The organism is Paraburkholderia sp. Clong3, from assembly GCF_050436485.1.
Taxonomy (GTDB): Bacteria; Pseudomonadota; Gammaproteobacteria; order Burkholderiales; family Burkholderiaceae; genus Paraburkholderia; species Paraburkholderia tuberum.
On record NZ_JBNDMH010000003.1, the window covers coordinates 2,656,335 to 2,678,638 of the forward strand.

Genomic DNA, 22,304 nt, shown 5'->3' on the forward strand with positions numbered 1-22,304 from the left:
CTACCCGTCGACGGGGCGACGTCGATATAGGCCGCGGCGGCTCACCTTCTCACCTTCGTCAGAGCACCGCCGTTGCTCGGACTGCCGAGCAGCGAACGTGTCACTTTGCCGCCAGTTGCGGGTCATAGCGGGTGGGACAATTTCACCACTACCAATAATCGAACATGCTCAATCCTACTGCTGTGACCCGTTCCTCGACCCGCTCCGCCGGCAACCGCGAGGCCGTGGCGGCACGCGCAGCCGCACGTACCGCCGCGCGCTGCTCCAGCTGTTCGATGCGTGAGATCTGCATGCCGCAGGGGCTGTCGGCGGAGGAACTGCCGAAGCTCGAAACGCTGATCTGTTCGGCGCGCTCGGTGCCGCGCGGCGAAGCGCTGTATCGCAGCGGCGACCGCTTCGACAATATCTACGCGGTGCGCTCCGGCTCGATGAAGACTGTGATGGTCCACCGCGTCGGCCGCGAGCAGGTCACCGGGCTGCGTCTGGCCGGCGAGCCGCTCGGGCTCGACGGCATCAGCGCGGACGTCCATGCGTGCAGCGCCGTCGCGCTGGAAGACAGCACGGTGTGCATCGTTCCATATAGCGCGCTGAAGCTGCTGTGTCGCGAAATCAGTTCGATCCAGGAGCGCATGCACAAGCTACTGGGCGCGCAGATCGTCAGCGAAGCCGCGCAGATGATGGTGCTCGGCTCGCTGTCCGCCGACGAACGCGTCGCCGCCTTCCTGCTGGACGTGTCACAGCGCAATGCGCAGCGCGGCTACTCGTGGTCGGAATTCAATCTGCGAATGACGCGCGAGGACATGGGCAGCTACCTCGGCATGACGCTCGAAACGGTCAGCCGTACCCTGTCAAGATTTCAAAAACGCGGCCTGATCGACACGCGAGGCAAGCACATTCACATCGTCGATCTCGAAGGCTTGCGGCAGATCTAGCGGCCAGAGTGGCCCGGACGGTCGCGTTGTTAGTCTTGGCACGCCGCCTGCGAGCGGGTAGAGTTTTCAGACCGTCCCCCCCACGGCAACCGTGTTGCATGGAGACCCGGCCCCAATGAATCGCGACCCTGTCCCGCATCATCCGCTCGTGCAGCGCCTGCTCGACGCGCGTCAAGTCACCGACGACCTGTTTGCGATCGTCAAACCCGACTACCTCTATGAACGGCCGATCCGCGAGCGTCACCGCGTCGTGTTCTACATCGGCCATCTCGAAGCGTTCGATCGCAATCTGCTCGACCAGCGTCTGTTCGATCTGCCGGCTTTCGCGCCGGAACTCGACCAGTTGTTCGCCTTCGGCATCGATCCGGTAGACGGCGGCTTTCCCACCGATCAACCCGGCGATTGGCCGTCGCTCGCCGCCGTGCGCGAGTATGCGACGCGCGCGCGCCGGCAGATCGACACCGCGCTCGACGAACTCGGCAGCGCGGCGCACGACGAGGCGGCCGTGCAGCTGCTGAACGTCGCGATCGAGCATCGGTTGATGCATGCGGAAACGCTCGCGTACATGCTCCATCAGTTGCCTCTCGCGCAGAAGAACACCGCGTTGCGCGAGCCGGTGGTGACGAGCGATGAGCAGCGCGACGCGTTGTCGTCGATGGTCAGCGTGCCGGCCGGCACGGCCGTGCTCGGCATGCCGCGCGAGGCCGGCCGCTTCGGCTGGGATAATGAGTTCGGCGAAATGAGCGTGGACGTGCCCGCGTTCGAGATCGATCGATACATGGTCACGAACGGTGCGTTCCTCGAGTTCATCGAAGACGGCGGTTATCGCGAGCCGAAGTGGTGGTCGCCGAAGGACTGGGCGTGGAAGGAAGCGGAGCGCATCGAGCATCCCGCTGGCTGGTCGCAACGCACGGCGCAAGACGGTCGCCCCGCATGGGCGCTGCGCACGATGTTCGACGACGTGCCCTTGCCGCTCGACTGGCCCGTCTACGTGAGCCACGCCGAAGCGAGCGCCTACGCGCGCTGGGCCGGCAAAACCCTGCCGACCGAGGCGCAATGGCAACGCGCGGCGCACGGTGCGCCTCAAGCGGCATCGGGGAACTTCGATTTCCGCAGTTGGGATCCACGGCCCGTCGACGCGCATCCGGACAACGTCAGCACGTTCGGCGCGGAAGGTCAGTTCGGCAACGGCTGGGAATGGACCTCGACGCTGTTCGAAGCGCTGCCGGGCTTCGAAGCGTTTCCGTTCTATCCCGGCTATTCGGCCAACTTCTTCGATGGGCAGCACTACGTGCTGAAGGGCGGCTCGGCGCGTACCGCGCTGTGCATGCTGCGGCCGGAATTTCGCAACTGGTTTCAGCCGCATTATCAGTATGTGTATGCCGGGTTTCGGTGTGTGCGGGGTTGAGGAATAAAGCAGAAGATGAAGACAAAATCCAGCTTCCGCTTTAATGCAAATTTTTTCACGAAATGCTTTATTGTTTCAGCAAACGCTTTAATTTATCCTCACGACGACGCTTAGCTTCGTCATGCACTAAAAATAGTCTCGCACGAAATGGAACAGGCGGATCTCTGCATCGGATCGTGCCAAAATGTTAAGGAAGGTCTGCAAAAGTCCTGGCATTGCGTTGCTGCTGAGCTATCCTGGAAACAGAGCGAATTAGTTGAGGAGCAGTGTGATGACGCAACTTGGTCTTGGTCTGGATCTGTCAACGAAGCGCACGCGCAAACGGGAATTTCTCGATGAGATGCGACGTGTTGTGCCCTGGTTGAAGCTGATTGCGCTGATTGAGCCGCACTATCCCACGGGCAAAACCGGTCGGCCGCCGTTCCCGATTGCAACGATGTTGCAGATTCATTTCATGCAGCAATGGTTCGGTCTGTCAGACCCTGCCATGGAAGAGGCACTCTATGACGTTCCGCTGTATCGCGAGTTCGCGGGTCTCGACGGCGGGATGGTTCGCTTGCCGGATGAAAGCACGATTCTCCGGTTCCGCCATCTGCTGGAAACGCACGGACTGGCGGTGCAAATGCTGGCGCTGGTCAATGAAATCCTGACGGAGAAAGGCCTGATGCTCAAGGCTGGATCGGCAGTCGACGCCACCTGATTGCCGCGCCCAGTTCGACAAAGAATGGCTCCGGTACGCGCTTCGGCCGACGCCCACAGACGAGTGCCCACTACTACCGCATCTGCGCCAAGCATCAGGGCTGCCGCCAATCCTCTCCCGTCCGCTATGCCTCCGGCCGCAATCAGCAAAGTTCCGGGCGAGCGTTGTTTCAAGTAGTCGGCAGCTTCCGGCACAAACGGAAATGTTGAACGGTTTCCTCCGTGCCCCCCTGCCTCGGTGTCCTCTACTACGATCGCTGCGGCGCCAGCTTCCAGGGCCACGTCGATCTGCGACAAGAACTGCACCTGGCAGATCAGCGCGGCGCCCGCGTCGCGGATTTCTGCTGCAAACGGTCGAGGGTCGCCAAATGAGAGGAACACGCAGAACGGCGAGTGGTGCAACGCTTTCGTCAGCATCGTCGGCGAGACCCGGACGTAGCGTGGGCGGTGGCTTCCCAAACCCCTCATACGCACACTTTCTCGCCTATTTCGCACGTTGCCACACTACCATTTGTGCCCCGTACCCGAAGCTTCCTGGAGTAACGTAAGTTAGCCGATTGCCAACAAGGGTGAACGGTCTTTGTTGGACCTCTCCATCCCAGTTCGGAAATGTACCCCGCTGAATGCGAAATACAATGGTGTGTGCCGCCTGGTCCACCGTATATGTGCCGAAATGTGCCACATTGCCCTGCGCAACTACTCTGTTCTCCTCAGCGGATCCTGAGAGGCGGTCACCGGATGCGAACTTCGGCAGGTCGGTACGAACCCCAACCAGAACGTAGCGGCCGTCGCTCCCAAATATCAACTGGCCCTCCGGACGCGGACCGAGTAACTCTGTCTGGGTGCCACTCCGCGAAACCGTCAGCGACACCAAGGTCCACGAACCCACGATGTCGCCTGCTGACTGCGCGAGAGCCTGTTGTTCGGTGAGGCAGATCGCGACAAACAATATCGCGGCGCCAGCCATTGTCCCGAGGGTTTTGTTCATGACTTTCTCCGTCATCGCACGCGTGTGTGAATGGCGGTCGGAATCCGACATTGGATGGCGGCGTCGGACAGCCGGGCGACGCGATTGCTGTTCAGCCCGGCGACTCTGGGACGTTTCATGAGGCTCACATTCGGGTGCGTCGGAGGGAGCCCGTAGGGCGAGCGCAGACGCACCGGGGATGTTCGGTTCGGCAGGGGGATGACGCGGGAATCGGGATGCGGTAGAAGAACGACTACAACTGACCGCCGAAGAAACAGGCCCGACACCGGTCCTAACCGCCAAGTTCATTCCAGTGTCGAGCCCCACACGCGCACAACGGGGTACGGGTGCCGGGCCAGTATGGCACGGCTGATCCGCCTCGTCGATTCCGCTTCGGCATTGACGGGGACTGCCGATGCCGGCCACTGGCCGCCTCTTTCTGTGCGCCCGCTGCCGGGCGCAGGTCGTCGTGTGCCGCCGTTGCGATCGCGGCCAGATTTACTGCGGTGGCGACTGCTCACAGGCCTCGCGCCGCGCCCGCCTGCGCGAGGCTGGCCAACGCTATCAACTCAGTCGTCGTGGCCGCTTTGCACATGCCGAACGGATGCGTCGCTATCGTCAGCGCCTCAATAAAGTGACGCATCAGCGTTCCCCGACACCCGTCGCCAATGCTCTACTGCCACTGACTTCGACGACGACGGCCACCGCATCGACATCCACTGTCGCCGCGCCCGGATCGACGCCTTGCTGCTTCTGTCGCCGCATCTGTTCGGGCCTTGTACGCATCGGGCCACTGCGCCGTCGGGTCTTCCGTGATGTTCGTACTACTACTGACAGAACAGGAAACGACCCATGACCATTGGAGCTGAACTCGAGGCGCAGATCCTGCGCTATTACCACGTGGAGAAGTGGCGTTGCGGCACCATCGCGCGCCAGTTGCGCGTGCACCGCGGCACCGTCCAGCGCGTGCTGGCCCAGGCCGGCCTGCCCAGGATTGGCGCCGTGCAGCGAGCCTCACAGATCGATGCTTACCTGCCGTTCATCCACGAGACGCTAAAGAAGTTTCCCTCGCTCACGGCCAGTCGCCTGTATGCGATGGTGTATGAGCGCGGCTACCGGGGCAGTCACCACCACTTCCGGCACCTGATCTCGCTGCACCGGCCACGCCCGGTACCTGAGGCTTACCTGCGCCTGCGCACGCTGCCCGGGGAACAGGCGCAGGTCGATTGGGCCAGCTTCGGTCACCTGCAGATCGGTCGGGCACGACGACCGCTGATGGCCTTCGTGATGGTGCTGTCGTGGTCACGGCAGATCTATCTGCGCTTCTTCCTCGATGCCCGTATGGACAGTTTCCTGGCAGGACATGCCGGCGCCTTCGAAGCATGGTCCGGGGTCCCCAGGGTTCTGCTTTACGATAACCTGCGTAGCGCCGTGCTTGAGCGTCAGGGCGATGCGATCCGCTTCCACCCGACATTGCTCGCGTTCGCCGCGCATCATCGTTATGAGCCTCGTCCGGTGGCTGTCGCACGGGGCAACGAGAAGGGGCGCGTTGAACGGGCAATCCGCTTTGTACGCGAGAGCTTCTTTGCCGCTCGCAGATTCACGGACCTCGACGATCTCAACGCCCAGGCGGCAATCTGGTGCGCGGGACCCGCTGCTGAGCGGCCCTGCCGCGAAGAACCCATGATCACCGTGCGCGAGGCCTTCGGGCGCGAACAGCCCAGCCTGCTCACGTTGCCGGAGAATCCGTACCCGTGTGAGCTGCTTCTCGCCGTGAAGGTCGGCAAGACGCCCTACGTGCGCTTCGACCTGAACGACTATACGATCCCGTATACCCATGTGCGACGCACGCTCACGGTACGAGCTGATCCCCGGCGCGTACGCATTCTCGACGGCGCCGATCTGCTCGCCACCCATGAACGCAGTTACGATCGCGGCGCGCAGATCGAGATTGCCGCACACATCGATGCGCTCGTCGCAAGGAAGCACGAGGCCCGTCACCATCGCGGTCTTGATCATCTGGCCCGGGCTGCGCCGGCCAGCCGGACCCTGATGCTGCACGCCGCTGAGCGTGGCGGCAATCTGGGCAATATCACCACGCACCTGCTGCGACTGCTCGACCGCTATGGCCCGGCCGAACTGCAGGCCGCGATCGAGGAAACCCTTGCCAGCGACGCGGCGCCTCATCCCAATCCGGTACGTCTGGCGCTTGAGCGCCGGCGCGAGGCACGGCAGGCCCCGCCGCCAGTCACCCTCATCCTGCCCGAACACGTGCGCAACAAGGACACGCTGGTGACACCACACCGGCTCGACATCTACGACCAGCTTGCGGGAGGCGCCGATGAACACGCCTGAGAACCTTCATGGGCGCGCGAACGCCCTGCGTCTGTACGGACTGCTCGCGCATTGGACCGATGTGGCCGCCGAACAGTGGGTCGCGCCGCTGTTGCAGTGGGAAGAGGATGAGCGCGCCCGCCGATCACTGGAGCGACGTATCCGCGATGCCCGCCTGGGCAACTTCAAGCCGCTGTGCGACTTCGACTGGAGCTGGCCCACGCGCTGCGACCGGCTTGCCGTTGAAGAGTTGATGTCGCTCGGGTTCGTCAGGGATACCGCCAACGTCGTGTTGATCGGCCCGAATGGTGTCGGCAAGTCAACCCTCGCGCTCAATCTCGCCTATCAGGCGCTCGTGCACGGTCACACCGCGCTGTTCACTACCGCCGGTCAGATGCTCGGCGAACTGGCCGCACTGGACAGCGATTCGGCGCTGCGTCGACGCCTGCGCCGCTATGCATCCCCTGACGTCCTGGTGATTGATGAGGTCGGTTACCTCTCGTACTCAAACCGCCACGCCGATCTGCTGTTCGAACTGGTCAGCCGCAGGTACGGATCGGCAAGTACCGTGGTCACAACCAACAGACCGTTCTCCGAATGGCACGAGGTGTTCCCGAACGCCGCCTGTGTCGTCTCGCTCGTTGACCGGCTGGTCCATCGCGCCGAAGTCATTGCCATCGAGGGCGAGTCCTACCGGGTCAAGGAAGCGCGCGAGAGGGCCGAGCAACGCGCCAGCAGACGCAGTAGCGCGCGTGCGGAGAAGAAATCATGAAGCGCCTGGCACACCTGCCTTCGGGCATCACCCGTGGGCTCGACTTCCTGATACCGGACAACTGGTCGCCGGAACAGGCGCTCGCCGTCGTCGAACTCATCGGGGATCTGCGTGCCCGGATCTGCATGCACTATGACCTCGCCCTGCATGACCTGCTGCACGAACAGCATTCCCCTCCCGAGGATCCCAATCTCAACGACATCGGCGATCCATTCTGATTGGGACCGGCCACCCCGACCGAGGCCGTCAACGGCGCTTCATTGTTGACGGTCCTGGTGAACCTTGTGCCGCCATTTATGTGCGGATTTACGCCGCCGTCAACAGCGTGTGGGGATTCGACAGCCCGGCTCCGTCGGCCGGGTCAACGAGAGTTTCCATCAAGGGTAGGCTTTTTTCGCACCGCGGGCATTCTGTGCGCCCTCCGTTTGCTCAGGACGTTGGCCTGCATCGATGCAGATAGAGCAACAATGCCATCTCGTCTGGGGCTTCTGGCTCACCGAAGCGCGTAATACAATAAACGAGGCAAGTTGGCGCTGTCGCATTAAGACAATCTGCGATCGTGGCGCTGGGAAAACGAAAGACGTGATCTACGATGACGAGCTTGAATGCGGGTAGGAACAAGGTGCTCAAACGGCTGCACTATCCGCTGGATGTGATATTGACTTGTGTGCGCTGGTACGTGGCCTATCCGCTGAGCCTGCGTCATCTGGAAGATATGATGGCCGAGCGGGGCGTTTCGGTCGATCATTCGACCGTGCATCGCTGGGCCATTAAACTTCTGCCGGCGCTGGAAAAGACGTTTCGGCGACAAAAACGCGCAGTCGGTAGAAGCTGGCGAATGGACGAAACCTACGACAAGGTCAACGGTGAATGGAAGTACTTGTACCGGGCCGTTGATAAAGCGGGCGATACGGTTGACTTTCCGTTGCGAGCCAAGCGGGACAAGGTGGCCGCCCGGCGTTATTTCGAGAAGGCCATCGATCAAAACGGTGTCCCGGAGACGGTGACGATCGACAAGAGCGGCGCCAATCTCGCAGGGCTGCATGCGATCAACGCCGAACGCGATACGTCAATCAAGATTCGTCAGGCCAAATATCTGAACAACGTCGTCGAGCAGGACCATCGGGCTATCAAGCGCCGTATTCGTCCCATGCTGGGGTTCAAGAATTTTCGTTTCACCCGCATCTTACTGGGTGGCATCGAAGTCATGCACATGATTAAAAAAGGGCAGATGATGTGTCGCCACCGCACCACGCGTTCTGCAGCCCAGCAGTTCTATGCGTTGGCGGCATAAGTCGTACTAAAGATATCGCTTATGCTTGACCTCACCTCCTTATTGCGACAAAACCCCGCGGTCAGTTACCGAAGAAAATGTTGCAGTAACTTGCGGGGCCGGCGCACGACGATGGCGAGAGGTTCGACAAATGCGGGGCACTGCCGGCAGCCGAGGTGCCATTCATCGTCGTGCCGCCAACGGCGGTGTTGGCCACCTGCTGGCTGTCCTGTGCACTGATCTTCAGTTCAGCCGCCTGGATTTGCGCGGGATACGTCGTACTGTCGCCGTCGCCGACTCGATAGCCGGCCTCCTCTAGACGGATCAGGTTTGCGCGAACCTGTGCGCGCGTGACGGGCTCGGTGCTCTGAGCGAAGCTGAGGACCGGGCTGGCAAGCCCACCGATGGCGAGTACGACGCATGCAAGGATCTTCATGTTGGAGCTCCTTGAATCGGTTGAATGGGAACATGGCATTACGGCGGCACGATGCTGATCAGTTGCCGAAGTACGGTGTGCAGAAACTCGCGGGGGCCGCGGTGAATTACTCCCTCCCTGTGTCAGATTATGCTGATTCATTCCGACGTTTGGCCATCTCAGTTGTAGTTAGGTTGGCCATCTGATGTTCGGTATTAAATGCTCCCCTTTGGGCGAATAAATGTTCGGTATCGATTTGCGTGCATTCGTTAGGATTAGTTTTTTGAAGTACGACACGCACGCCGGGTTGTGGATGCATGTCGAAGCGACTTACGCGTTCCGAGCCCAGACTATCGCGATTGACAAGCAGTGCTTGGCCTGGATGTCCGGGAGTTGCAGTGCTGCGTGACGCCGAGGAACGGCTTCATACTTGCCCTCGATCTGTATCTTTTGACGGTCTTCAACCCCATGCCCGGCGCATTGGTCACAAATCTCAATGGGATCCGCCTGCGTTGACGACGCACTTTTGTTCTGTATCCAGCAGAGCACTTGTTCCCATCGACGTGCTGCGGAACCGCTATCAAAATGGGGCGTATGCTGCACTGAATCCCAGAGGCCTATTATGGCGTCCCGTACTCAAACACGCGGTGATTCGCACGCGGGCAACAAGCCCGGGGCCAGAACATCGATGGGCGCGGGTGGAAAGGTTAAAAGAATCGGGCTCCGCCGATTCGCTGAATCGGTGAAGCTTTTTCTGGGACCGGTTGCAGTGCTCACTGCCGAGCAGGATCTGCTCGTCAAACGCAAGTTATTGGAATCGCTGTCCCGTCGAGCGCTATATTGGATGGCGCTTCTGTTGCTCGGCAGCGCAGGCACGTTCGTATTTGGAAAATGGATCAGTACAGCGGGTTTTGACCCTGTGTTCCGCATCGTCTGGATGTCTGGACTGTGGGGGATCGCCGCCCCCATGGCTTTTTTCCTGCTGAGAAAGACCATCGCGCTTCCAAAGCACGCTGGCGTCACCACGGTCGAGCAACTGCACTGGGCCTGGGCCGTGTTGATCATGCTGACATCGTTGTGGTGGGCGGCGGCTAGTTTTGGCTTACTGCCACCTTCATGGCCGCGCGGCCATAGTCATTACGTCAGATTGGTGAGGATGACTTTTGTCGAACTGACGCTGATTAGCCATGTAGTTACTATTTTGCTACTGGCTCCTAGTCTTCGTGCGACTTTATGTTCACTTCTGCTCGGCGCGATTCCATTTGGGCTAAGCATGGGAAATCTGATGTTCATTTACCGGCCGATTACGCTTGACTGGCTGGCGGCTCAATTGATTGGCCTTTGTTTTATCGCATGGTTTATCTGTGACGATCAGAAGCGCGCAGGTGTTAGAGAGCTTATTCTCGTCGAAGCCCGATCGCTGGCTGAAGCGGCGACGGCGGAGAAGAACCAGTTTATTGCGGCGATCAGCCATGACTTGCGCCAGCCGCTCACCACGCTCGGCTTGAAGCTGAACTATATCTTCCGGAACATTGGATCAACCAATCTGGTTGGTGACCTCTCGATTGCACAGAGACAGGTGGATGCGATGGTGGATATGATCAACGGTGCACTGGATATCTGCCGCCTCGAATCGGGTACCTGGCATGTAGAGATTCAAGAGATCATGCTGGCTTCGCTTTTAGACGCGATCGTTGTGGACGTGCGACCGATCGCCCGGGCGAAGGGGCTGACGTTGAGACTCCATAGCCGGCCTTATCTGATCCGGACGGATCGGCATGCGCTGGACAGGATCGTCCGGAATATGGTGCTCAATGCGGTGCGTTATACGCCTTCCGAACAGAGGGGAAAGAAGGGGCATATTCTGGTGAGCTGCCAAAGACGCGGCGACCTCGTCAGGATCAGCGTCTGGGACAACGGAATCGGTATCCCGGAGGATAGACAGCGGGATATCTTCAGGAGCTATGTCCAGGTCGACAATCCCGAGCGCGATCGTGAAAAGGGGTTCGGCCTGGGTTTGTCGATTGTCCAGGGGCTCGCGAATCTTCTGGGACACACACTGGACGTGAAGTCGGCACCCGGTCGGGGCTCGCGCTTTTCAGTCACGGTCCCCTTCGTCGTGCGCATACCGACGGACTTGCCCGAGGTTCAAACGGGTGAAAACGACGCCCCGGATCTGACCAATCTGGTCGTGGTGATTATCGAGGACAACAGCGACCTGAGAATCGAAATATCGATGCGCCTGATCGAGCATGGCTGCTACGTGGTGGCGGGAGAATCATCCTTCGATGTCATCGAGCAGTTGCGCACTGAAGCGTTGGCAAGCGGTCCTCACGTCATCCTCTCCGATTACCCGGCTAAGAAACGAAGACGGTATTGCTGCAATTGCGGCGGTCCGCGCTGTTACCGACGCTTCGCTTCCTGCGATCCTGTGGTCGGGCGACACTTCGTCAGCGGTGCTCAAGAAGGTAGCCACCAGCGGCTTGAAGCTTCTGGCGAAACCGGTTTCCGAGGAGACCTTATTGAGTTTGATTGCCAGACACAAACCAAAAACATCGGTCGAAGGCGCGTGTGCTCAGACACGAGGTGATTCGGGCGGGGGCACCAAGACCGAGGCCGGAACATCACCTGGCGCGGGCGAGACGATCCAGAAAATCGGACGGCACCGGTTTGCTGAATTTGTGAATCTCTTTCTGGGGCGCGTGGCGGCACTCAGTGCCGGGCAGAATCTTTTCGTCAAACGCAGGTTAGTGGAGTCACTGTCCCGTCGAGCCGTGTATTGGATAGCGCTACTGTTGCTCGGAAGCGCGCTCGTGTTCGTATTTGGGACATGGATCAGGACGCCGGATATTTATCTTCTGTTCCGTTTCGTCTGGATCTTCGGATTGTGGGGAATGGCTACTCCCATGGCAATCTTCCTGTTAAGAAAGACGATGGCGCTTCCAAAGGATGTGGACGCCAACGCGGTCGAGCAATTGCACTGGGCATGGGCCGTATTGATCATGCTGACATCGTTGTGGTGGGCGGCGGGTAGGCAGTATGACTTCCTGCGGGACAGAGGCTGGCCTGCCGCAACGGAATCAAACGCGGGTTAGCATTGCTGTCAGAGCCGCACGGTGCGGACGTGCCGCACCCGGCGATTTCCGACGCGGAGGCCAGCATGGAGCACGATAGCACTCTTTACGTGGGTCTTGATGTTCATAAGGATTCGATCACGGTCGCCTATGCCATTGGTACGGGCGAGGTTGAACTGCTCGGCAAGATCGGTACTACGCAGGCCGACGTGGAACGGTTGTGCAAGCGACTGCAATCTAAAGCGCGATGCGTCAGCATCGTCTACGAAGCCGGTCCGTGCGGATATGGGCTTTACCGGCAGCTTGTCCAGAAAGAATTCCAGTGCATGGTCTGCGCGCCCTCGCTGATTCCCCGCAAGCCAGGTGAGCACATCAAGACTGACAGACGTGATGCCGTCAAGCTCGTCCGATCGCTGCGTGCCGGCGACCTGTCGGCCGTATACGTCCCCAGCGTCGACGATGAAGCATTCCGGGATCTGGCCCGCGCATGGGTGATTGCCAAGGACGACCTCAAGCGTGCACGGCAAAGGGTAAAAGCCTTTCTGCTGTCGCACGGCGTGCGCTACACCCGCTCTGCCGACTGGGGGCCGGCGCACCGACGCTGGCTGAGCGCACACAGCTTCGACAGTGCGTGGCAGCAGTTTGCGTTTGAAGAGCTACGTCGCGCGATCGAAGACCGGCTCGCCCAATGTGACCGGCTGGAGTCTGCGCTGCGTGAGGCAGTCGTCAACTGGCGCTTCTATCCCGCCGTCCTGGGCCTGCAGGCAATGCGCGGTGTCCAGTTCACCACGGCAGTGGGCATGCTCGCCGAGCTGGGCGATCTCTCACGCTTCGTGCACCCACGCCAGTTGATGGCGTGGCTCGGGGTGACGCCCTCCGAGCACTCATCTGGCGGCAAGCGTCGTCAGGGCAGCATCACTAAAAGCGGCAACAGTTATGCAAGAAAGCTGCTAGTTGAAGCTGCATGGAGCTATCGCCACCCTGCGCGTGTGAGCCCCGATATTCAGCGTCGCCACGAAGGTCTGCCTAAACCGATTGTAGATCGAGCATGGGACGCACAGGTGCGCTTGTGCCGACGCTATCGCAAACTCGTCGCGCGCGGCAAGCAGAAGAATATCGCCGTAGTCGCAGTTGCCCGTGAACTCAGCGGATTCATCTGGGACATCTGCCGGCTTTCCTTGTCGCTGGCCATACCGCGCGAGACACAGATGCCATGATGTACAGCAATGCCCTGCGTCTGCATCCACCGTAACCACACGTGCAGGAGTTTCCTGAAGGCGGCGTAGCCCGGCACACGAGTAACCCGCGACCAGGGTAGGCAACGGATCTCATCCGACTTGCGGTGGTAGGTAGCGGAAGGCTCATTGGGCGGACATCTGTAATGCGGTAGCCAATCCGCGGATATCAGCTTGATCCACCGTCGAGATTTACTGCTACGTCGCCCTCAGGAAATTCAAACACCGAAAACACAGAACCGATCATATTGACACGAGAAGTCATATCAGCCTGGGGTTAATCCCAGCTAGTTTCCACGGCCCCGTGTTGAGGATTCTGGCCAGGTATAGCTTCTCCGAGATGACGCTGGTCAGTGATACTTTTACCTTGCTGCTGCTGGCGCCGAGTCTTCGTGCAACTTTAGGTTCACTCGTGCTAGGCGCCATCCCATTCGCGTTTGGCATGGGACCGATTCTATTGATTAACGTACCTGCCATGCTCGAGTGGTATACGGGTAAGCTGATCGGCTATTGTTTTATTGCATTTTTTCTCTGTTACAACCTCAAGCGCGCATATGTAAAAGAGGTCATTCTCGTCGAGGCCCACTTGCAGGCTGAAGCGGCGACGGCGGAGAAGAACCAGTTTATTGCGGCGATCAGCCATGACTTGCGCCAGCCGCTCACCACGCTTGGCCTGAAGCTGAACTATATCGACCGGAACATTAGATCAACCACCTTGGGCGGAGATCTCTCGATTGCGCAACGGCAAGTCGATGCGATGGAACACATGATTAATGGCGCACTGGATATCTGCCGCCTCGAATCGGGTACCTGGCATGTAGAGATTCAAGAGATCATGCTGGCTTCGCTTTTAGACGCGATCGTTGTGGACGTGCGACCGATCGCCCTGGCGAAGGGGCTGACGTTGAGACTCCATAGCCGGCCTTATCTGATCCGGACGGATCGGCATGCGCTGGACAGGATCGTCCGGAATATGGTGCTCAATGCGGTGCGTTATACGCCTTCCGAACAGAGGGGAAAGAAGGGGCATATTCTGGTGAGCTGCCAAAGACGCGGTGACGTCGTCAGGATCAGCGTCTGGGACAACGGAATCGGTATCCCGGAGGATAGACAGCGGGATATCTTCAGGAGCTATGTCCAGGTCGACAATCCCGAGCGCGATCGTGAAAAGGGGTTCGGCCTGGGTTTGTCGATTGTCCAGGGGCTCGCGAATCTTCTGGGACACACACTGGACGTGAAGTCGGCACCCGGTCGGGGCTCGCGCTTTTCAGTCACGGTCCCCTTCGTCGTGCGCATACCGACGGACTTGCCCGAGGTTCAAACGGGTGAAAACGACGCCCCGGATCTGACCAATCTGGTCGTGGTGATTATCGAGGACAACAGCGACCTGAGAATCGAAATATCGATGCGCCTGATCGAGCATGGCTGCTACGTGGTGGCGGGAGAATCATCCTTCGATGTCATCGAGCAGTTGCGCACTGAAGCGTTGGCAAGCGGTCCTCACGTCATCCTCTCCGATTACCGGCTAAGAAACGAAGACGGTATTGCTGCAATTGCGGCGGTCCGCGCTGTTACCGACGCTTCGCTTCCTGCGATCCTGTGGTCGGGCGACACTTCGTCAGCGGTGCTCAAGAAGGTAGCCACCAGCGGCTTGAAGCTTCTGGCGAAACCGGTTTCCGAGGAGACCTTATTGAGTTTGCTTGCCAGACACAAACCAAAAACATCGATCGCGGGCGAACGAAGCGATGGCCGCTGAACATAAAGAACGGAGTAGTGAAGATCTTCACTACATGGCTTTATCTGGTCCATTTCCAAGCGCGAGCTCGGCATTGACTTTCAATGCGGCTTCAACGCGGCGTTCCGGTGCGCAACCGGTGGGGTTTTGTCGCAATAAGGAGGTGAGGTCAAGCATAAGCGATATCTTTAGTACGACTTATGCCGCCAACGCATAGAACTGCTGGGCTGCAGAACGCGTGGTGCGGTGGCGACACATCATCTGCCCTTTTTTAATCATGTGCATGACTTCGATGCCACCCAGTAAGATGCGGGTGAAACGAAAATTCTTGAACCCCAGCATGGGACGAATACGGCGCTTGATAGCCCGATGGTCCTGCTCGACGACGTTGTTCAGATATTTGGCCTGACGAATCTTGATTGACGTATCGCGTTCGGCGTTGATCGCATGCAGCCCTGCGAGATTGGCGCCGCTCTTGTCGATCGTCACCGTCTCCGGGACACCGTTTTGATCGATGGCCTTCTCGAAATAACGCCGGGCGGCCACCTTGTCCCGCTTGGCTCGCAACGGAAAGTCAACCGTATCGCCCGCTTTATCAACGGCCCGGTACAAGTACTTCCATTCACCGTTGACCTTGTCGTAGGTTTCGTCCATTCGCCAGCTTCTACCGACTGCGCGTTTTTGTCGCCGAAACGTCTTTTCCAGCGCCGGCAGAAGTTTGATGGCCCGGCGATGCACGGTCGAATGATCGACCGAAACGCCCCGCTCGGCCATCATATCTTCCAGATGACGCAGGCTCAGCGGATAGGCCACGTACCAGCGCACACAAGTCAATATCACATCCAGCGGATAGTGCAGCCGTTTGAGCACCTTGTTCCTACCCGCATTCAAGCTCGTCATCGTAGATCACGTCTTTCGTTTTCCCAGCGCCACGATAGCAGATTGTCTTAATGCGACAGCGCCATTGTCGTCACGTGCGCCAGTCCCACGAGGACAAACGTCGATGGGCTGACTTCGCTGGGTGCGGCTGCAGCGAAGTCAGCAGTGACGAAACACGGCATCGAAACGGCACGATCAACTCCCGACAATACGACGCGCAGATCAATCTACTGATGCGGCAATCCTGCCTCTCACTCAGGATTTACATTCGTTCCACCACGACTTCGAGATACTCGCTCGGCAGGACAAGTGTTGCATCGTTCGACCGGTTCCCGTCCTCGATCAGTGTGATCAGATCGGCGAGGAATGCCGCCTGCCGTTCCCCTTCGAGTGAGGAGAACGCCTTGTTCATCGGCCCATAGAACGTGCGGAACACCTCGATGAAATGCGCCGACGAACGGTAGCGGAACGTAAAATCGCGGCTGATCGCAGTGATTTTCCGGGAGGTGCCGTCGAACAACTCGTCGAGGCGCGTCTTTGTGCCCCAGAGCGCTGGCGAATTCACGCCGGCCGGCGGTGGAATGTACTTGCCAATCGTCTTGAATAGCTTCCCAATGAAGCTATCTGGCGTCCAGTTGGCGAGGCCAATCCATCCTCCAGACTTGCAAACACGTGCGAGTTCGGCCGCCGCCTTTTCCTGATCGGGGCTGAACATCACGCCGAAAGTCGACATCACGATGTCAAATGAAGCATCCGCGTAGGGCAGCGCTTCAGCATCAGCTTCCTGGAACTGCACCCGGAGTCCTTCAGCCTGTGCGCGCGCACGACCCGAATCGAGCAGCGAGGCGACGTAGTCAGTCGACGTGACGTCGCACCAGCGGCGCGCGGCAGCAAGCGTCGCGTTGCCGTTGCCTGCGGCGACGTCAAGCACGCGACTGCCGGCGCGCAGATCAAGCGCCTCGCACAGGTTCTCCCCGACGATTTGCAGAGTGGTGCCAACGACGGCGTAGTCGCCAGTCGACCAGGCTGCCTGTTGACGGATCTTGACGGCGGCGAAGTCTGCAACGGGTGCGAAAGCGGAATCACCAGCGGACATAAATATCTCCTGAAAGACGGGCGCGACGCATTCGAAAATGCGTGGTTCCCGCGCCTCAATTGGCGCCGCGAAATCTTGATTTGAGCGTGCCCGCGCGACGATCGGGCAAACCACACGGGATCCGAAATTCGGCCTGTCGGAAATGCCGAGGTGGCGCTGGCACGATGTGTGACGTCCAGCGCTTCGGGCTTTCAGAATGTGACCTTTGTTGCGGAATCGCGTGAGTGCCAGTATCAGCACGTCAGTCGCGTGGAGGAATGACCGGGCGTCCAGATGTTTTGCCCGGGACGCCGAAAATAATGGGCGGATTCCGTCGCGCAGCGGCCGGCGCGATTTTGAGCGAATGGCTCTTCGACCATGGCAGATTCGCGAATTCTTAAGGCGAGCCGCATCGATCCGCTGGCGGACGAGTGATGCGGCGCACCTGACCGCCTTGCCTTCGCAAGCCGCCATTGGTTTTCCGAAGCAACGAAGGGCTGTTGTGGGTCGATTTTTGCCGCTCGCGACAGGCGGATGAGGTCAGGTGTTATGTCAAGAACGGCCGGTGTCCCATTTGCCGGGCTTGCGCGACTTCGAGTCGTTTATGACAGGCCACCGTTAGCTGTAGTGACCTGCATTTGAAGTCGGTCGGACCTGCATTCGACACGATTTCCGGCCAGCATTAACTGCAACTGACGGCGCGCGCGAACCCGGATTATCTGCAAACGAGCCTGCATTCAGCCGCGCCGACCTGCATTCCATCATCCTTCCAGTATTAGCGACAGTTTCATTGCATTTTGGCGCCGGGGCGAATTCGTGATTCGCTCCGGCGTTTTGTCGTTTGTAATTGCCTTGTGCAACTGGATGCCCGGTGACGTTGCAGATGCGGAAAGTATCTGTTGGGTGAAAGGTGATTGTAATGGTGCGTTAAACCGATAAACTGGCTTCAACGACTAAGCACACAGGCTTCCGCCCCCGGCGGTCGTTGTTTCGCTAACCCAGTATTTTCTGTTTCTGAAATTTAAATTGGAGAATTAATCATGGCTAAAACGTTTATCCCCATTCTCGCGCTCGTGTCGGTCCTCGCGCTGCCCACGATGGCATCCGCTAGCAGCAACGGCCCCCTCACCCGTGAGCAGGTGCGCGCGGAACTGGTCCAGTTGCAGCAGGCGGGCTACGACCGCAACCACGGTGACGCGCACTACCCGGCGCACCTCCAGGGCGCGCTGAAAAGCGTGGCGGCTCAGCAGGCACTCAGTGGCCACGGTGGCGTGAAATCGGGCTCGGCCGCTTCCGGCGCACCGACCCAGGTGGCCTCGGATCATTCGGTCTACAAAGGAAGTTGATGAGCTATCAGCCGGATGGCCGGGCGCTTTCCGCTGCCCGGCCCGGTGACCTCCGGCGAGCGGCATCGTCGCCGCTTGATCGCCTGCAACCGAGCCGGCCTTTCATCCCCTTCCAGTATCAGTCAGTGTCATTACATTTTGCGCCGGGGCGAATTCGTCATTCGCTCCGGCGTTTTGTCGTTTGTAATTGCTTCGCGTTAATAACGCGTGGTGACGTTGCAGACGCGACAAGTATCTGTTGGTCGAAAGGTTATTGTAATCATTCGTTAAACCGATAAACTGGCTTCAATGACTTGGCACACAGGCTTCCGCCCCGGCGGTTGTTGTTTCGCTAACCCAGTCTTTTCTGTTTCTGACTTTTAAATTGGAGAATTAACCATGGCTAAAACATTCATTCCGGTTATCGCGCTGGTGTCGGTCCTCGCGTTGCCCACGATTGCGTCCGCTAACAGCAACGGTCCCCTCACGCGTGAGCAGGTGCGTGCGGAACTCGTCCAGCTGCAGCAGGCGAGCAACAACCGCCACCACAGTGACGCGCACTATCCGGCGGGCGTCCAGGCTGCGCTGAAGAGCGTGGCGGCTCAGCAGCAGGCGTTCAGTGGCTACGGTGGCGTGCAATCGGGTTCGGCCGCGTCGGGGGCACCGACCCAGTGGGCCTCGGATCATTCGATCTACAAAGGAAGTTGATTGACCCATCAGCCGGGTGGCCGGACGCTTTGAATCGCTCGGCCCGGACACACGACTGCATCGGGCGCATGCGCCAGAAACTGGGATCTGTCCGGACGTTATCTATATATGATAAGGCAGAGGATTTTTAGCGAAGCGCAGACGGCGCAACAGGCCCGCATTGGCACGACGCAGGAGCCGGCTGTGCTTCGCTAAAAATTCTAATGTCCTTTATCAGATATAGAAGAATTGTCCGGCCGGATGTGCAGGGGACGCCGGAGCAGGCACACTTTCACGAGCGGCCGCGCCCTGCGGTCGCCCGTCATATCCGGCCACGCCGGACCTAACTTTCTGGAGCGCAAGCATGGCCGATATCGAGCAGTTCAAGGACGACCTGGAAAACAGCGCGGACGGCCTGATCGGCGGCAGCCGCGGCGACTTCATGGAAGCGCTGGGAGAAGCCGTGTATGCGCGCGTGGGCAGTGACCAGCTGGACGGCATTGTTGCCGCATACCTGAGGCTGCAGGAGGTCCTCGATGAAAACGTCGACAACCTGGACGACGAGGCTGACGAAGCGGTCGACAACGCAACCAGCGAATTCAGTGAGACGGTCGGCAAGATCCTCGGGGTGTAGTCCCGTCCCAGTTGTGGTTTCACTCAGTCCGGTGGTCTGGCTTCTGACGACAGCTACCTGGACTGGCTTGCTGGCCAGTCAGAAGGAGCCGGGCCATGAGACGTGACAGGCGCATCGTCGTTCAGGTAACAGAAAACCAGAAGCGCGCGATCCGGAAAAACGCCCAACGGCTCGGGCTGTCCGTCAGTGAGCTGATGCGGCAGGCTGCGAAGTCGCTCGTGCCAGCCCGTGACCCGGAAGACATCGCGGGGTTGCTCGATCGTGTCAAAGCCTCGACAAGGCAGGCGGGCGCGGCACTCGACGAGACGGCAGTGTTCGTCGCGGAATCGAACCGGCGCATCGAAGCCATGGCGACGCGCAAGGGGATCCTGTGAGCACACTGGTGACGCTCAATGGCACAGCCACACCGACATTGGTGATGGCGGCCGGCGATCGTGCCGGGGTCCGATTTCTGGAGTTCTTCGCATCGGCGATCCGCAACCCGCACACGCGTCGCGCGTATGCGCGTGCGGCCAGCGAATTCCTGACCTGGTGTGCCGGCGCCGGCGTGACGTCGATCGCGGCCGGCCCCAGTCATACCGCAAAGAAAGGGAAAACACCGGTGCTCGATGCGACTGAGGCGCGGCAGCTGCTCGACAGCATCGATGTGACGACGCCGATCGGCCTGCGCGACCGCGCGCTGATCGCGCTGATGGTGTTTTCGTTCGCGCGGGTCGGCGCGGCGCTGGCGATGCGGGTCGACGATGTCTATGTGCAGCACCGGCGCCTGTGGGTCCGTCTGCGCGAAAAGGGCGGCAAGCGGCACGAGATTCCTTGTCACCACACGCTCGAGGCCTATCTGCACGCGTACCTGGACGGCACCGGGATCGCCGACGACGCAAAAGGGCCGCTGTTCCGCACGATCGCGCGCGGGACAGCGCGGCTCAGCGCGACGCCGTTACCGCAGGCCAACGCGTACGCGATGGTGCGGCGCCGTGCGCTCGCGGCGGGTATCGGCACGAAGATCGGCAACCACACGTTCCGTGCGACCGGTATCACCGCCTATCTGAACGACGGCGGTACGCTCGAGAACGCGGCGGCGATGCCCAATCACGCATCGACCCGCACCACGCAGCTGTATGACCGGCGCCACGACGACATCAGCCTCGACGAGGTGGAGCGGATCCGCGTGTAAGACACGGTCGCTCTTTTCCCGGCTCGCTTCGCAGTTCATAGTAAATTGATTGTCTCCAACCGGCCACAACCTGCCCTTCAGCGAGCGGGCGAACCTGCCGTTGGAACGGCCGCATTACTCCGCTACCTGACCGACGAGCTACGCGCACAATTCTTGAGGTTTGTTCGATGCCTGCCCATGTCCGTGGACTCGGGGTGCGCGCCGGCGCGTGCGGGCAGGCGTTGAATAAACCTGAAGGGAGGAAACCGCGGAGTGCTCTGATGCAATGGAGTCTTCGGGGCTATGGCGATTGATTGCCCGGGATGGCGAGCGGTGTTGCGGGATGCGTGGTCAGGCGGGAGGCCGGTTGAGGGCTGAGGTTGTGCCGAAGCGGTGCAGTGGCGCCATCGTGATGGCGGAACGGACGTGCAAGGGCCTGTGCGAAGCGACAGACGCAAAGGTCTGCTCGTGGGCCGCGTTGCCGCAAAGCCGAGGGTCGGGTTGTTCGTCCTGGAACAGTGGCGCTCATATCTCGCCCCGGCGCGTGGGTGGTGCGCGGATCGGTGCAATGCGCGCAAGGATATCGATGACGATCATCGGCGCGCCGCAGTGCCGGCAGATGAAGGCGGGGCGCGTTTCGATGACGGTTTCGTGAGCTGATGTGTTGACGTCGGTCGCGACGTGCAGCAGTTCGCGGACCTTCGCGAGACTGGCGCGGCGCACCGGGTTGGCGAGCAGTCCGTAGTGACGGATACGATGGAAGCCACCGGGCAGCACATGGAGCAGGAAGCGGCGCATGAACTCGCCGGCTTCGAGGGTCATGGTCTTGTAGCGGGTGTGCCCCTTCGCACGGTAGTCCTTCCAGCGGAAGGTCACGCCGCGTTCATCGAATGCAAGCAGGCGCTGGCTGGAGATCGCGACGCGGTGCGTATAGCGCGACAGGTACGCGAGCACTGCTTCGGGTCCTGCAAAGGGACGCTTTGCGTAGACGACCCATTCGCAGGCACGCAGCGGCGCAAGCCACACGTCAAAGACAGCTGGGTCGGCAAGTTCAGCGTACTGGCCGAAGAACTGCAGGTGGCCGTGCCGGTGCGCGTCCGTGAGCGCTTCGAGCAAGCGCCTGCGGAACAGGCGCGATAGCACACGTACCGGCAGGAAGAAGCCGGGCCGGCATCCGATCCACCGCTGACCATCGGGCGACAGCCCACCACCGGGGACGATACCGTGTACGTGCGGATGATGCGTGAGTGCCGAGCCCCAGGTGTGCAGCACGAGCGTCGCGCCGATCTGGGCGCCGAGGTGCTTCGGATCAGCGGCAATGGTGCGTAGCGTTTCGGCGGCGATATCGAACAGCAGCCCGTAGATGACGGCCTTGTTGTACCAGGCGATGGCACTGATGGGCGCGGGCAGCGTGAAGACGACATGGTAGTACCCGACCGGAAGCAGATCGGCCTGGCGTGCCTGGAGCCAGCGATGCGCAGCACTGCCCTGGCACTTCGGGCAATGACGGTTGCGGCAGGAGTTGTAGGCAACCTCGATGCGGTCGCAGCCGGCGCAGCGCAGCACATGCCCCCCGAGTGCCGCACTGCGGCACTGTTCGATGGCCGACATGACCTTCAGCTGCCCCAGGCTCAGCGCTACCGTGCGCCGCCACGCCGGCCCGCAGGCGCGGAAGATATCCGCGACCTCCAGCACGGGGTGCTCCGC

At 60.1% G+C, this 22,304-nt stretch carries 23 protein-coding genes and 2 pseudogenes; 16 read left to right on the forward strand and 9 right to left on the reverse strand.

Annotated elements, in window-relative coordinates; genetic code table 11:
- Positions 1-164 precede the first annotated feature (164 nt).
- From OKW30_RS35560 to OKW30_RS35570, 3 genes and pseudogenes are all read left to right on the forward strand, one after another.
- Positions 165-932, forward strand: a complete 768-nt coding sequence (locus tag OKW30_RS35560) for a helix-turn-helix domain-containing protein (protein WP_184063305.1) — start codon at positions 165-167, stop codon at positions 930-932.
- Positions 933-1,047: 115 nt separating this feature from the next.
- A complete protein-coding gene (locus OKW30_RS35565; protein ID WP_429348929.1) occupies positions 1,048-2,340 on the forward strand; it encodes an SUMF1/EgtB/PvdO family nonheme iron enzyme in 1,293 nt (430 codons plus the stop codon).
- 271 nt (positions 2,341-2,611) lie between these two features.
- Positions 2,612-3,081, forward strand: a pseudogene (locus tag OKW30_RS35570) (IS5 family transposase); the annotation flags it as partial.
- 45 nt (positions 3,082-3,126) lie between these two features.
- Here OKW30_RS35570 and OKW30_RS35575 read toward each other — a convergent pair.
- The 4 genes and pseudogenes from OKW30_RS35575 to OKW30_RS35590 form a co-directional block, all read right to left on the reverse strand.
- A pseudogene (locus OKW30_RS35575) lies at positions 3,127-3,507 on the reverse strand (nitronate monooxygenase); the annotation flags it as partial.
- Positions 3,508-3,523: 16 nt separating this feature from the next.
- Positions 3,524-4,027: a lipocalin-like domain-containing protein gene (locus tag OKW30_RS35580; protein WP_184063309.1), complete on the reverse strand. Its 504-nt coding sequence runs from the start codon at positions 4,025-4,027 to the stop codon at positions 3,524-3,526.
- A gap of 496 nt (positions 4,028-4,523) precedes the next feature.
- Positions 4,524-4,649, reverse strand: coding sequence for a hypothetical protein (locus tag OKW30_RS35585; protein ID WP_256211476.1), 126 nt, complete (start codon positions 4,647-4,649; stop codon positions 4,524-4,526).
- A complete protein-coding gene (locus OKW30_RS35590) occupies positions 4,649-4,792 on the reverse strand; it encodes a hypothetical protein (RefSeq protein WP_176133875.1) in 144 nt (47 codons plus the stop codon). The genes OKW30_RS35585 and OKW30_RS35590 overlap by 1 nt, the downstream gene beginning before the upstream one ends.
- Before the next feature lie 66 nt (positions 4,793-4,858).
- On the opposite strand from OKW30_RS35590, the gene istA reads away from it, so the two are divergent.
- From istA to OKW30_RS35610, 4 genes are all read left to right on the forward strand, one after another.
- A complete protein-coding gene (istA, locus tag OKW30_RS35595; RefSeq protein ID WP_429345680.1) occupies positions 4,859-6,361 on the forward strand; it encodes an IS21 family transposase in 1,503 nt (500 codons plus the stop codon).
- On the forward strand, positions 6,348-7,112 hold the full coding sequence (istB, locus tag OKW30_RS35600; protein ID WP_429345679.1) for an IS21-like element helper ATPase IstB: 765 nt from the start codon (positions 6,348-6,350) through the stop codon (positions 7,110-7,112). The genes istA and istB overlap by 14 nt, the downstream gene beginning before the upstream one ends.
- A complete protein-coding gene (locus OKW30_RS35605) occupies positions 7,109-7,330 on the forward strand; it encodes a hypothetical protein (RefSeq protein WP_429345678.1) in 222 nt (73 codons plus the stop codon). Before istB ends, OKW30_RS35605 begins: the two co-directional genes overlap by 4 nt.
- Positions 7,331-7,704: 374 nt before the next feature.
- Positions 7,705-8,406, forward strand: coding sequence for an IS6 family transposase (locus OKW30_RS35610; protein WP_429348930.1), 702 nt, complete (start codon positions 7,705-7,707; stop codon positions 8,404-8,406).
- A 61-nt stretch (positions 8,407-8,467) separates the two neighbouring features.
- Here the strand turns inward: OKW30_RS35610 and OKW30_RS35615 are convergent, their stop codons facing one another.
- A complete protein-coding gene (locus tag OKW30_RS35615) occupies positions 8,468-8,821 on the reverse strand; it encodes a DUF4148 domain-containing protein (RefSeq protein WP_184063311.1) in 354 nt (117 codons plus the stop codon).
- 721 nt (positions 8,822-9,542) lie between these two features.
- On the opposite strand from OKW30_RS35615, the gene OKW30_RS35620 reads away from it, so the two are divergent.
- From OKW30_RS35620 to OKW30_RS35635, 4 genes are all read left to right on the forward strand, one after another.
- Positions 9,543-11,390 (forward strand): ATP-binding protein, encoded by a 1,848-nt coding sequence (locus OKW30_RS35620; RefSeq protein ID WP_429348931.1) that lies wholly within the window; start codon positions 9,543-9,545, stop codon positions 11,388-11,390.
- A complete protein-coding gene (locus tag OKW30_RS35625) occupies positions 11,323-11,895 on the forward strand; it encodes a hypothetical protein (RefSeq protein ID WP_429348932.1) in 573 nt (190 codons plus the stop codon). Before OKW30_RS35620 ends, OKW30_RS35625 begins: the two co-directional genes overlap by 68 nt.
- A gap of 65 nt (positions 11,896-11,960) precedes the next feature.
- Positions 11,961-13,091 (forward strand): IS110 family transposase, encoded by a 1,131-nt coding sequence (locus OKW30_RS35630; protein ID WP_429345856.1) that lies wholly within the window; start codon positions 11,961-11,963, stop codon positions 13,089-13,091.
- 358 nt (positions 13,092-13,449) lie between these two features.
- On the forward strand, positions 13,450-14,865 hold the full coding sequence (locus tag OKW30_RS35635; protein ID WP_429348933.1) for an ATP-binding response regulator: 1,416 nt from the start codon (positions 13,450-13,452) through the stop codon (positions 14,863-14,865).
- Between the two features lie 30 nt (positions 14,866-14,895).
- Here OKW30_RS35635 and OKW30_RS35640 read toward each other — a convergent pair whose 3' ends face one another.
- The 3 genes from OKW30_RS35640 to OKW30_RS35650 all read right to left on the reverse strand — a co-directional run bounded on the left by OKW30_RS35640 (position 14,896) and on the right by OKW30_RS35650 (position 16,819).
- On the reverse strand, positions 14,896-15,021 hold the full coding sequence (locus OKW30_RS35640) for a hypothetical protein (RefSeq protein WP_262421743.1): 126 nt from the start codon (positions 15,019-15,021) through the stop codon (positions 14,896-14,898).
- Between the two features lie 21 nt (positions 15,022-15,042).
- Positions 15,043-15,744: an IS6 family transposase gene (locus OKW30_RS35645; protein ID WP_429348934.1), complete on the reverse strand. Its 702-nt coding sequence runs from the start codon at positions 15,742-15,744 to the stop codon at positions 15,043-15,045.
- A 241-nt stretch (positions 15,745-15,985) separates the two neighbouring features.
- On the reverse strand, positions 15,986-16,819 hold the full coding sequence (locus tag OKW30_RS35650; RefSeq protein ID WP_187631749.1) for a class I SAM-dependent methyltransferase: 834 nt from the start codon (positions 16,817-16,819) through the stop codon (positions 15,986-15,988).
- Between the two features lie 1,019 nt (positions 16,820-17,838).
- Between OKW30_RS35650 and OKW30_RS35655 the strand changes: the two genes are divergently transcribed.
- The 5 genes from OKW30_RS35655 (at position 17,839) to OKW30_RS35675 (ending at position 20,618) form a co-directional block, all read left to right on the forward strand.
- Complete coding sequence (locus OKW30_RS35655; RefSeq protein ID WP_184074259.1) at positions 17,839-18,144, forward strand: DUF4148 domain-containing protein; 306 nt, start codon at positions 17,839-17,841, stop codon at positions 18,142-18,144.
- 378 nt (positions 18,145-18,522) lie between these two features.
- The gene (locus OKW30_RS35660; protein ID WP_429348935.1) at positions 18,523-18,831 is read left to right on the forward strand and encodes a DUF4148 domain-containing protein; all 309 of its coding nucleotides are present in this window, start codon (positions 18,523-18,525) and stop codon (positions 18,829-18,831) included.
- Between the two features lie 343 nt (positions 18,832-19,174).
- Positions 19,175-19,444, forward strand: coding sequence for a hypothetical protein (locus OKW30_RS35665; RefSeq protein WP_184074263.1), 270 nt, complete (start codon positions 19,175-19,177; stop codon positions 19,442-19,444).
- Between the two features lie 95 nt (positions 19,445-19,539).
- The gene (locus OKW30_RS35670) at positions 19,540-19,818 is read left to right on the forward strand and encodes a plasmid mobilization protein (protein WP_429348936.1); all 279 of its coding nucleotides are present in this window, start codon (positions 19,540-19,542) and stop codon (positions 19,816-19,818) included.
- Complete coding sequence (locus OKW30_RS35675; RefSeq protein WP_429348937.1) at positions 19,815-20,618, forward strand: tyrosine-type recombinase/integrase; 804 nt, start codon at positions 19,815-19,817, stop codon at positions 20,616-20,618. The genes OKW30_RS35670 and OKW30_RS35675 overlap by 4 nt, the downstream gene beginning before the upstream one ends.
- 504 nt (positions 20,619-21,122) lie before the next feature.
- Here the strand turns inward: OKW30_RS35675 and OKW30_RS35680 are convergent.
- Positions 21,123-22,292, reverse strand: coding sequence for an IS91 family transposase (locus OKW30_RS35680; RefSeq protein ID WP_429345668.1), 1,170 nt, complete (start codon positions 22,290-22,292; stop codon positions 21,123-21,125).
- Between the last annotated feature and the right edge of the window lie 12 nt (positions 22,293-22,304).